An 11,406-nucleotide genomic window follows, 5' to 3' on the forward strand; every position below is an offset into this window, starting at 1 on the left:
TTTTTTTATACCCAAAGGAAAAACATGTGATATGGCTTTCGGTACACAAATGGAAACCTTCTGGTCATATGAGAATGCCTACAGGCCCCGTCATTAAGCTTTCTTCGCATAATTCGCTTAATCATCAGTGGGCTTCCTGCAAAGTGGAGTAAGGTGACAAAAGGAGACATTTTCAAAATATTCCGGCACGCCTCCCTTTTCATGTAATCTACTCCCATTCACAAATTTTCTCAGAGAGCTATTACACGACTGGCTGCTGGTGGTTTTGTCCCGGCACCTGCCCGCTTCCGTCTCTCTGCAACTCGGTTTAGTCCATGTCTGACACACACAACAAACTCACCCTGGAAGCTCTGGAAAGCTGGCTTTGGGAATCCGCCAATATTATGCGGGGCTCTATCGACAGCTCCGACTTCAAGAACTACATCTTTGGCCTGATCTTTCTCAAGCGTTTTAACGATGTATTTGAAGAGAAAGTGCAGTCCCTGATGGAGGACGAAGAGTGCTCCCGGGAGGAAGCCATTGAACTGGAGCATGATGAAGGCGATCACTTTGTGCCGGAACATGCCCGCTGGGATTATATTATCCAGCGCACCGAGAATATTGGTGAAGCCATCGACGAAGCCTTTGCCGATATTGAAGCCCGCAACCCTTATCTGGAAGGTGTGCTGACGGCGATCCAGTTCGGCGACAAGGCCAAGCTGGGGGATACTCTTCTGGCCCGCCTGCTGCGGCACTTTAACCAGTATCACCTGGGCAACAGCAGCCTGTATAAAGCCGATATGCTGGGGGATGCCTACGAGTATCTGATCAAGAAATTTGCTGACGATGCCGGCAAGAAAGGCGGCGAGTTCTATACCCCGAAGCCTGTGGTACAACTTCTGGTGCGCCTGCTGGACCCTCAACCCGGCCAGTCGGTTTATGACCCAACCTTTGGCTGCGGCGGAATGCTGGTGGAAAGTGCCCACCATGTGGCGGAACTGCCCGGTGGCACCATTCTCGGTAAAGCCAATGTCACCCTCTATGGTCAGGAGAAAAACCTGGGGACCTGGGCCATCGGTAAGCTGAACCTCTATCTGCACAATATGAGCGCCGATCTGCGCCGGGGCGATACTCTGGTCAGCCCGCTGCATCTGGAAGGCAAAGCGCCCGCCCAAACCCTGAAAACCTTTGACCGGGTGATTGCCAATCCACCGTTTTCCGCCAAACAGTGGTGGACGCCCCTGGAAGTGAACCTGAAGAAGAAGGTGGATAAGAACGGCAAAGAGAAAGAGGTTGCCCCCAACTATAAAAAAGATCTGCACGATAAACATGGCCGCCTGGCATACGGTGTTCCACCACGGGGTTATGCCGATCTGGCCTTTGTCCAGCATATGCTGGCCAGTGTTAAAGACAATGGTCGTATGGCGGTGGTGCTGCCCCACGGTGTGCTGTTCCGTGGTGGTGAAGAGGGCAAGATTCGTACCGGGCTGTTAAAGGGCACCAGTGAAATCCCCGGCGACCGTATTGAAGCGGTGATCGGCCTGCCTTCCGCCCTGTTCTATAACACCGGCATTCCCGCCTGTGTGCTGATTCTGAACAAGCAGAAACCGGCCAGTTTAAAGAATAAAGTCATCTTTATTGATGCCAGCCGGGAGTTTGCCGAAGGCAAAAACCAGAACACCCTGCGGGAGCAGGATATTGACCATATCCACGATGCCCACAGCGCCGCCTTTATCAACAGTGCCGAAGAGGAGAAATACAGCCGGGTTGTTGAACTGAAAGAGATTGCGGATAACGATTACAACCTGAATATTGCCCGGTATATTGATACCTCTGAGCCTGAGCCGCTGGTGGATATTCCGGCTGTGCTGGGTGAGCTGGATGTTATTAGCAAGCAATTAGATGAAGTTGATACTGAGCTTAATGATTACCTAAATGAACTTGGCCTTACTTCACTTCGTCATTCCAGCGTAAAAGCTTGCTCTAATACAGAGGTGTCATAATGGGAGCTGTTACAAATCAAAGCGACTACAAAGATAGTTTGGTTGGTTTGATACCAAAGGACTGGTCTGTTTATACAGTTGGTGAAGCTCTTTCCATTCAAAATAATCGTAGAAAACCAATAAATCGGGATGAAAGAAAGCTTATACCCGGCCCATATCCGTATTATGGTCCAACTAAAGCTCAAGATTTTATATCTACATATGAGCAAGATGGAACATTCACATTAATCGGAGAAGATGGTGACCACTTCTTAAAGTACGCCAGTATGTCGATGACTCAGCTCATTCACGGCAAAAGCACGGTTAATAACCATGCTCACGTGCTTAGTGATACTGAAATATGTTCAGCTGAGTGGTTCTATCACTACTTTAGAAATAGGGACATTGTTAACTACCTAACCAGACAGGGAGCAGGACGATATAAGTTAAACAAAGCAGCACTTGAGAAAATTAGTCTTGCCGTCCCCCCCATTGCAGAAAGAAAAAAAATCACCAAAATTCTCTCCACTGTTGATCGCAAGCTGGAGCTGATCGACCAGCAGATCACCACCACCCAAACCCTGAAAAAAGGGCTGATGCAAAAGTTGTTTTCCGAAGGTGTGGGTACACAGGATGCCAACGGCCAGTGGCAGCCTCATACCGAGTTTAAGGAGACTGAGCTGGGGCGGATTCCGGTTGAGTGGGAAGTGGAAAAGCTTTCAACTTTGCACCATGTGTTCGATAGTTTACATAGCACACCTAAGTTTTCTGATGATGGTTATCCTATGGTCAGAGTTGGAGATATAAAGGATAAACACATTGACCTGAATAACTGCAAGACAGTGAGTAAAGATGTTTACTCAGTTTTCATAAAGAAGTATCAACCCAAAATCAGCGATGTTGTGATAAGTCGAGTTGGCTCCTTCGGGCAGTGCGCCTTAGTGGTAGAAAGCCAGCCATTTTGCCTCGGGCAGAATACAGCAGTCATTGCAACAGAAGGCCGAGGTGAATACCTATATTACTTTTTAACCAGCCCTTCCTGCCAAAAACAAATAAAACACAATATAAATGGCTCCTCACAAATGTCGCTGAGCTTGAAGGATATTCGCAACCTGAAAATACCAGTACCAAATGATTTAAATGAAAGCCGCAAAATTTCCAAAATACTATCTGTGGCTGATATGAAACTTGATCAGCTATCTAAACGCAAAACCCAAACCCAACAACTCAAAAAAGGCCTGATGCAAAAGCTACTGACCGGCCAGATCAGGGTTACCGTATGATGAACCCGGTTTCTATTCCCGTTAAACTGATCAAAGTTATTCAGGAGACCCCCAGCCCATGAGCCAGCGCACGGAGAAAGAACTACAGGGACTACTGCGTGAGCTGCTGGCTTTACCTGCTGAAACGGAATGGGTTGAGTTCAAGCATAATCGAATCAAGCCCGATGACCTGGGTGCCTATATCTCTGCCCTGAGCAACGGGGCAGCTCTATCCGGCAAGCTGAACGGCTATATGGTGTGGGGCATTGATGATGCCAGCCATAAAGTGATTGGTACTGATTTTGTACCGGCAACCGACAAACGCGGTGGCCAGGAGCTGGAAAGCTGGTTGCTGCAAAAACTCTCTCCCCGTATCTACTTTACCTTCCACTCATTGAATGTGGATGAGAAGCCTGTTGTTATCCTGGAAATAGCCAAGGCTTCCCACACTCCAGTGCAATTCGATAGCACAGAGTTCATCCGTATTGGCAGCTACAAGAAAAAGCTGAAGGACTTTCCTGAAAAAGAGCGGGCACTCTGGCGAGCCTTTGATGCTACACCTTTTGAAGATTTGCCAGCCATGGAACAGGCAGATGATCAGCTTGTTCTATCCCTTCTGGATTACCCTTCCTATTTCGAGCTTCTGGAACTTCCTCTACCTGATAACAGAGCGGGAATTCTGGAGAAGCTGGCACAGGATGACCTGATTACAGTCAATGACTCCGGCACCTGGAATATCACCAACCTCGGAGCTCTGCTATTTGCCAGGGATTTCAGTAAATTCAAGAAGCTGAAACGCAAAGCCGTTCGGGTGGTGATCTACAAAGGACGGAACAAGCTTGAAACAGTGCGTGAACAGGTTGGCGGTAAAGGATATGCCAGCGGATTCGAGGGATTAATTTCTTTTATCAACTCTCATGTTCCCCGTAATGAAGTGATGGGGCAGGCTCTCCGTATGGAAGTGCCCATGTTTCCGGAGCTTGCCGTACGCGAGCTGGTGGCCAACGCACTTATTCACCAGGACCTGTTCGCATCCGGCACCAGCCCTATGGTGGAAATTTTTGAAGATCGCATGGAGATTACCAACCCTGGCATCCCTCTTGTTGATACGGATCGTTTTCTTGACAGCCCTCCACGCTCTCGCAATGAGGCAATGGCTTCTTTATTACGACGATCGGGTATCTGTGAGGAACGGGGTAGCGGTATTGATAAGGTTGTGGCACAGACAGAAGTCTACCAGCTACCCGCTCCACTGTTCGAAATCAGGGATGACAATACCCAGGTTGTACTCTTTGGCCATAAGAACCTGAACGAAATGGATCAGGCTGACCGCATTCGTGCCTGTTATCAGCATGCCTGTCTCAAGTGGGTTGAGCGCAGCCAGATGACCAACTCCACACTGCGGGAACGATTTGGCATTGACCCGAAAAACAGCGCGACCGTCTCCAGAGTCATCAAGGACACCCTGGCTGCCAGCCTGATTCGGCCATTTGATGAAAACCAGGGAAAGCGCAATGCCCGCTATATACCTTTCTGGGCCTGAGTTTATTTGATCGTTATTTGATGGTTATTTGATGGGGCTTCCCACACCAGCCAGCAGAAACTAGATAACCTGTTGAATTTAATAGGTTTTCACCAGCAATATTTATTTGATGGTTATTTGATGGCTCCCTGGCCGAGCAGTCCCTTCTCACCACAGAACGTGTATAGAAAAAGCCATTTTTGTATATACGTCTGCCAGATATGTATAGAAAACCGGGATTTTCTATATATGTGGTCCTGCCTCAGGGTAATCCTGAAGAAAAGGTGGCTTCCAAAATCAAATACAATAGAATCGCCGTAATAAGTAGAAGCAAAACGACAGCACATAATAATAACGAGGGTGTCATCATGCCCGTACCAGTCAAGGACCAGCCTCTGCACGAGCAGGACAGGGTTGAAAGGTCGATCAGGAACTTTGCCGCCATCAAAAAGCCTACGGCAGTTGATATTCAACGTGTTGCGGCCATTGCCCAGGTAGAGACTCAGCTTGATGTTTACCGCCTGGCCGGGAAATATAAAGAACTCGATGATCTTGAAGAAGAGGAGCATCAATCAAAGCAACTTGCATTACATATGGCGCTTGAGAATGATCCCCGGCCACATGAGGAGTGCCATGCTCATGCCACTGTCTCAGGAGTCCATAAGGGAGCTGCTACCCAGAGAGCGATAATCGCCTGGCACAGAATCCGTATTGATGATCCACATAACGGCTGCTGGCTTCCAAGAAACACAGCCTCACTGGTCAAAATGCCGGAACATCTAAGAAAAGCTGTACCCCATAGCCGAATTCACCGCTTCAATTATTACTTCTGGCTGGACAGAGAGATCAATATGAACAAGATCAAGAGCCAGAAGCAGTTGATAAAGGCTCTGGATGAGATCGAAAACCGCCTGCAGTCCGGTACCCAGCCTGGCTATGTTATGAACAGAAAGGGAGTTGGCCTGCCGCTATGATTTATTCCATCCACCCTGATTATATGAATTACCAGCTGTTCAATATCTCAGGGAAAAATGCCAGAAAGGCATTGGGGCAGGGCACTCTGTTTCATATGAGCTCAGAACCAACGCCCTATAAAGATCAGTGGAGCACTCTGGAAATTGATCTCTACTCACACTCAGGTAAAGCCATACCTACCCCTGATATTACTCAGAAGCAGGGGCGTCTGTTCTTGAGTGAAAAAGCCTGTAAGGCCCTGTCCCCCTTAATTGCCTCTTCAGGCGAACTGTTACCGGTTTCCTATATCGACGAGAAAGGCAATAAAGGAACGGGCTGGTTATTTAATTGCCTGACTGTTTCCGACCATGCCTTAAACTCGGGGCGATGCCTGAAGAATGAATGGGGCGATATTACCTGGTTGGAATTTACTGAAGAGAAACTGGAGGGCCAGCCGCTGTTTCGTACAGAGTTTGATGACTACCTTAGCCTGTTTTGTTCCGAAAGTTTTGTGGAAGCATGTAAGCAGGCCGGTTTAAGTGGAGTCATTTTTAGTGAAAACTTGGCACCAGAGCCAGCCTGATATCTAAAAAACAAGCGTGGTATTGGTTAACGTGTAAAAAACCTCGCCATGGGAGGGCGTGGCTTTTTACTGCCAGTTTTGAAAGAGCATATCAAACTCACAAAATCCCCTTATTCTCTGACCATCAGCAGTGATAAGGTCTATTCTCGCAGCTCATCTATACAATACGACAGACCCGCAGTAGTAACAGGAATCGACCCTCATGCCCATGGACGACAGCAGCCACCAGCACAAAAAGCCTGAACTGACAGGCGTGGAACAACCTGCTATCGCCTGGCTGAAAAAGCTTGGATACATTCACCTTTCAGGAAAAGATGTTGGCCAGCAGCAGGCCCACAAACATCTGCCGCCAATTCTGGCCGATATTCTGGATGAACGACTGCTGACGATTAACCCATGGCTGGGTGGTATCCATAACGGTGTTGAAACGGTTCTGAGGGAGCTGCGCAAGTTCTGGAACGGCAACCTGATGGAGTCTAGCCAGAACAGTTGGGAATCGGTGGTTCATGGCAGCAATATCCAGCTAAAAGACAGTAAAGGCCACTCCCACAGCGTTCGCTTCTTTGATCAAGCCACTGTTGCAAATAACGCCTTTCATGTTGTGGACCAATATATAGGTACAAACAGTGAGGGTGACGAGTTCCGCCCCGATCTGCTGCTGTTTATCAATGGGCTACCCATGGGGATGATTGAATGTAAGGCCAGCCATGTAAAACTCTCCAAAGGCATCCACCAGCTGCTGGCTTACCAGAACAGTCATCCCCGGCATTTTGTTTTTAACCAAGTTTGTGCCGCGATTAACCGTAACCAGGCTCGGTATGGCGCCATCTTTACCCCTGAAGCATTTTACTTTCGCTATCGTCTGGAAGCCGCTGAAGAAGCAACTGTTCAGTCACTTCTGGGGAAGAAGCCAACTGAGCAGGACAAACTTCTCTGGGCTCTGTTTGAACCTTCCCGCTTTCTGGAACTGGTCTGCCAGTTTGTTCTGTTTGAAATGGAAGAAGGGAAAGTCATCAAGAAACTGCCCCGTTACCAGCAGTGGCGGGCCGTTCGTAAAACCATTGCCCGGCTGACTGCAGACAAATCACAGGGCGGACCTTCTGGAGGAGTTGTCTGGCATACTCAGGGCAGTGGTAAATCCCTCACCATGGCTTATCTGGCCCGTTATCTTCGAGCAGAAGTAACCGGTTTAAACAACCCCAGCATTCTGGTTCTGACCGACAGAACAGACCTTGACCAGCAGATCTATAACACCTTTACCAATGTTGGCCTGAATCCCCTGAAAGCGCCCTCAGTTGCTGGCCTGGAACTAATGCTGATTAATGATTACGGCAGTGTTTTTACCAGCACCGTGCAGAAGTTTCAGGAGCGGGATGGCAAGCCTATTAAAGCAGCAGCCAAGGATTCTGAAGCGGACAATGAAGAGAATAAAACCCGTGTTCGCAGGGTGCTTGAAGATGGTCAGTTCTATATCTGTGAAGATAGTAATATCAACTTTGGTTTGCTGAACAGTGATGGTTCACCACTGCCTAATAAATGGGTTGAGCAGAGCAGAGAAGCTGTCGACTTCCATGTACTCACCAACAAACCCAACTTCTATGTGCTGGTGGATGAAGCTCACCGCAGCCAGTACGGCTTTCTGGCGGCTTTTATGCGGGCCAGCCTGCCTAACGCCAAGTTTATTGCCTTTACCGGTACACCGTTGTTTAAAGATGATAAGAACACTCTGAACGAGTTTACCGGTGTTAAGGATTCAGACTACATCGACACTTATCGCCTGGATGAGGCCGTTGCTGATGGTGCCACTCTGCCTATCAAGTATCAGGAGGGCATGACGGAACTGACTGTTGACCCTGAACTGGATCAGGCATTTGGTGACCAGTTTGGCCAGGAGGATGAAGCGCGACAAAAAGAGCTTAAACAAGCCCTGCTGAAAAAACGCCGTATGGCCAAAGACCGTATCGAAGAAAACGCCAGGCATCTAACCAGCCACTTCCTTTCCAGTGTGAAAACCAAAGGTTTCAAAGGCATTCTGGTATGTGATGGCCGGAGTATGGCTGTACGCTACAAAGACACTCTTGATGCCCTTATGAAAGAGCGGGCCGAAGCTGGAAAAGAGACCTTTGAAAATCGGGTTGTTATCTCACTGGGAGGCATCACCGAAAACAAAACCGGCGTGAATGAGGCTCAGGCGGCTTATGAGATCCATGGGCTGACCAAACCACTGCAAACCATTGAGGAGCGGGTAAAGGAAGAACTCAAGCAGGGCAAACAGCCTGTCGCTGTTCCTTCAGAGGATATTCCCAAACTGGTCAACGATCTGTTCAAGAAACCCTACGGTGACGAAACAGAGAACGATGAGCACAACATTCGGGTAAACAATATCGGACTGTTGATCGTCTCGGATATGCTGCTGACTGGCTGGGATGCGCCTATTGTCAGCACCCTCTATCTTGATAAGCCGTTGAAGGAACATACCCTGCTCCAGGCCATTGCCCGGGTAAACCGGACACGCAAAGGCAAGAATGCCGGTTATATCGTCGATTACTTTGGTGTTGTTGAATATCTTGATAAGGCTCTGTCCATTTATGGTAGTGATGTAAAACCGGAGCAGATATGGACAGATATTGAGAGTGAGCTGCCAAAGCTGGAAGCTGCTCTTCAGAAGGTTTTAAACCTGTTACCCAGGAAACATGAACTGCTGAAACAGCCCGAACTTTATAAAGAAGATGCAGACCTGTTCCTTGATCCCGACGAACGCCTGGACGTTGTAGAAGACTTCCTGGCCGCCTTTAAAGAGTTTAATGCCCGTCTGGATATTGTTCTGCCCGATGAGCGTGGTGCCCGTTTCAAGCCTTATTTCAAGGTGCTGGTGGAGATCAAGCTGGCGCTGCGAAACAAGCTGCCGGACGACGCCCATAAAGGACCTTTGAACCAGCTGGAATCAGAATTGCTCCAAAGGCTGGTGGATGATCATATTGATTCAGGGGAAGTTCACAGCCTGCTTGGCAAAGAAGTCTCTATTCTTGATGCCCGGGATATGGAACGTCTGAGAAAGCTGAAGAATGTAGGCAGCCAGGCACTGGTCATGAAGAACCAGCTCAAACACACCATTGCCACCGGCAAGCAGAAGAACCCTGGTTTCTTCGGGCCACTGGAAGAAGCCCTGCAGAAGCTGATAGAAGAAGAAAAAGAGAAACGTATTGAGCAGGCAGAATTCTTGAAACAGCTGGAACTGTTCACACAGAAGGTGAGAGAAAAGGCAGCTGGTGGCCAGCAGGCCGGATTTGAAACACCGGCACAGATAGCAGTTTTTGATTATCTGAACGATCAGCTCGGTGGCAAACAGGATGAGCAGGCCGCTCAATGGACCAAAGCGTTGTTTGAAAAAAAGGACATCTGCGAAGTGCTGGCCAGCCCGATCTGGAAAGACAAGCAGGATATACATAAAGAGCTGCAAACAAGAATACGTAAAACCATGAAGGCTCTGGCCGGGTGGGATATGTCAACGTCCCGCCAGCACGCCGCCACCCTGTTCGATATTTTGCTGAATAACTGAGCGTACGACGGATGCCTGTTTACCAGTATGGAGCCACCATGATTGAGTGGCAGTTCCAGAAACGACCCGAGTTAAAACGACACTATGTGACAGTGGAGCGGAACAGGCCTGTTCTGCTGCGCGGCCCTGCTGTTTCTGAGCAGGAGCAGCAAAAGCTAATCCGTTACCGCGCCCGCTGGATCAAGTTAAAGCTGGAAGAGGTGAACCAACCAGTTAAGGATGAATTTGTGACCGGCAGCCGTCTGCTTTACCGGGGCAAAAGCTGGTATTGCCAGGTAGAACCGGCACTCGAACTAAAGAAGCCAATTATCAGCTTTAATCACAGCAAGTTCTTTATTCAGTCACCCGAAGGCAGGTCTTTATCTAAAAAGGCTTTGAGGGAAGCCAGGGACGTGTTCTTTCGACAGAAGGCCAAAGACAAGCTCATACCCCGCATTCGCCACTGGCAGCGTCAGACAGGCCTGGAAGCTGTAGCTACACGCCTGCACCGTTTCCCCAGACGATGGGCCAGCTGTGCTGAACAGAATATCCTGGAGTTTCACCCCCGCTGTATGGAGTTCTCACCAGCGGTTCTGGACTACGTGATAGTCCATGAACTGTGCCATACCGTTGAGAAAAGCCATAACCAGGCTTTTTGGAAGCTGGTGGCTTTGCATTACCCGGATTGGGAGAGGTGTCATGCTGAGGTGGAGAGGCTTGGGGTGGAGGTTTAGTGGGCGATAATGAAAGTTCCATTGATTCATACACCAATGGAACTATTCGAGGCGACTACCCCATATTACAAGTGGTCAAAAACTGATCCTTTATTTGGAACATACAGCTTTTCATAGAGTCGTGTCGCATACCCGTCAGTCATGCCTGAAACATAATCACAAATCACTCTTAGTCCAGATTTGGCCTTTTCCTTTTCCGCACGAGTATATTGTTGGTAGGTTGTTTTTGGTAAGAATCTCTTTGGGTCTGTCGCCAAAGCTTCAAACAATTTAACGATCAACATCTGTCCTTTAAATTGAAGCAGCTGTACGTTGGTGTTTTTGATAACTTTCTCAACGGTAAGACCTTTGTGTATTGCCTCATGGTAGCCCTTTACCTTATCAGGTAAATAAGCTTGGAACTTTAGCAAAGGCTCCTGAAAGTCAGGGTTTTTCGCATCCACCTTCACATGAGTCACAAAGTAGTTAACAAGAGCACTGATGGCCTGCTTTCTTTCAGCTGCACTATCAGAGAAGAGCTTTTTTCTTAGGCCTTTTGCATCCAGGCTTTCGACACATAACCCGTTGAGATCGTTTTCGATACGCATCCAATCATTGCTATCAACCATCCCCAAAGAAATCGCATCTTCAAGGTCATGAATGCTATAGGAAATATCATCTGCAAGCTCCATGATTGAGGTATCAAGGCTTTTATAACAGGGCTTACGATGAAACTCTCCGAATTTATCCGAGGTATTGTCATCATCATCGGGAACAAGCTTGGATTTTACAAAAAGCTCTTTATCTTTTGGTGAAAAGTCTTTCGTTACCCAATCAAAAATATCCCTGTCATCATCGAAGTAGCACTTGGGG

At 48.2% G+C, this 11,406-nt stretch carries 7 protein-coding genes and 1 pseudogene; 7 read left to right on the forward strand and 1 reads right to left on the reverse strand.

Annotation, left to right across the window (positions count from 1 at the left end; translation table 11 throughout):
• The first annotated feature begins 314 nt into the window (after positions 1 to 314).
• From M3P05_RS19660 to M3P05_RS19690, 7 genes are all read left to right on the forward strand, one after another.
• Positions 315 to 1,982 carry a type I restriction-modification system subunit M gene (locus tag M3P05_RS19660; RefSeq protein ID WP_249701825.1) on the forward strand — a complete coding sequence of 556 codons (1,668 nt, stop codon included), beginning with the start codon at positions 315 to 317 and terminating at the stop codon, positions 1,980 to 1,982.
• Entirely contained in the window at positions 1,982 to 3,244 is a 1,263-nt protein-coding gene (locus M3P05_RS19665) for a restriction endonuclease subunit S (protein WP_249701826.1), read from the forward strand. The genes M3P05_RS19660 and M3P05_RS19665 overlap by 1 nt, the downstream gene beginning before the upstream one ends.
• A 58-nt stretch (positions 3,245 to 3,302) precedes the next feature.
• On the forward strand, positions 3,303 to 4,766 hold the full coding sequence (locus M3P05_RS19670; RefSeq protein ID WP_249701827.1) for an ATP-binding protein: 1,464 nt from the start codon (positions 3,303 to 3,305) through the stop codon (positions 4,764 to 4,766).
• Positions 4,767 to 5,113: 347 nt separating this feature from the next.
• Positions 5,114 to 5,719, forward strand: coding sequence for an AHH domain-containing protein (locus M3P05_RS19675; protein ID WP_249701828.1), 606 nt, complete (start codon positions 5,114 to 5,116; stop codon positions 5,717 to 5,719).
• Positions 5,716 to 6,282, forward strand: coding sequence for an imm11 family protein (locus tag M3P05_RS19680; protein WP_249701830.1), 567 nt, complete (start codon positions 5,716 to 5,718; stop codon positions 6,280 to 6,282). Before M3P05_RS19675 ends, M3P05_RS19680 begins: the two co-directional genes overlap by 4 nt.
• A gap of 202 nt (positions 6,283 to 6,484) precedes the next feature.
• Entirely contained in the window at positions 6,485 to 9,841 is a 3,357-nt protein-coding gene (locus M3P05_RS19685) for a type I restriction endonuclease subunit R (RefSeq protein WP_249701831.1), read from the forward strand.
• Between the two features lie 11 nt (positions 9,842 to 9,852).
• The gene (locus M3P05_RS19690) at positions 9,853 to 10,554 is read left to right on the forward strand and encodes a M48 family metallopeptidase (protein ID WP_249701832.1); all 702 of its coding nucleotides are present in this window, start codon (positions 9,853 to 9,855) and stop codon (positions 10,552 to 10,554) included.
• Positions 10,555 to 10,619: 65 nt separating this feature from the next.
• On the opposite strand, the pseudogene M3P05_RS19695 reads toward M3P05_RS19690, so the two are convergent.
• Positions 10,620 to 11,406: pseudogene (locus M3P05_RS19695) on the reverse strand (anti-phage deoxyguanosine triphosphatase); the annotation flags it as partial.

The sequence above is a fragment of the Parendozoicomonas callyspongiae genome (genome assembly GCF_023502345.1).
Lineage (GTDB): Bacteria > Pseudomonadota > Gammaproteobacteria > Pseudomonadales > Endozoicomonadaceae > Sansalvadorimonas > Sansalvadorimonas callyspongiae.

Excerpts from the sequence above, each read along its gene's own strand:
- M3P05_RS19685 (WP_249701831.1), top strand. The coding sequence starts at position 6,485 with ATGCCCATGGACGACAGCAGCCACCAGCACAAAAAGCCTGAACTGACA.
- M3P05_RS19680 (WP_249701830.1), top strand. The coding sequence starts at position 5,716 with ATGATTTATTCCATCCACCCTGATTATATGAATTACCAGCTGTTCAAT.
- M3P05_RS19675 (WP_249701828.1), top strand. The coding sequence starts at position 5,114 with ATGCCCGTACCAGTCAAGGACCAGCCTCTGCACGAGCAGGACAGGGTT.
- M3P05_RS19660 (WP_249701825.1), top strand. The coding sequence starts at position 315 with ATGTCTGACACACACAACAAACTCACCCTGGAAGCTCTGGAAAGCTGG.
- M3P05_RS19690 (WP_249701832.1), top strand. The coding sequence starts at position 9,853 with ATGCCTGTTTACCAGTATGGAGCCACCATGATTGAGTGGCAGTTCCAG.
- M3P05_RS19665 (WP_249701826.1), top strand. The coding sequence starts at position 1,982 with ATGGGAGCTGTTACAAATCAAAGCGACTACAAAGATAGTTTGGTTGGT.
- M3P05_RS19670 (WP_249701827.1), top strand. The coding sequence starts at position 3,303 with ATGAGCCAGCGCACGGAGAAAGAACTACAGGGACTACTGCGTGAGCTG.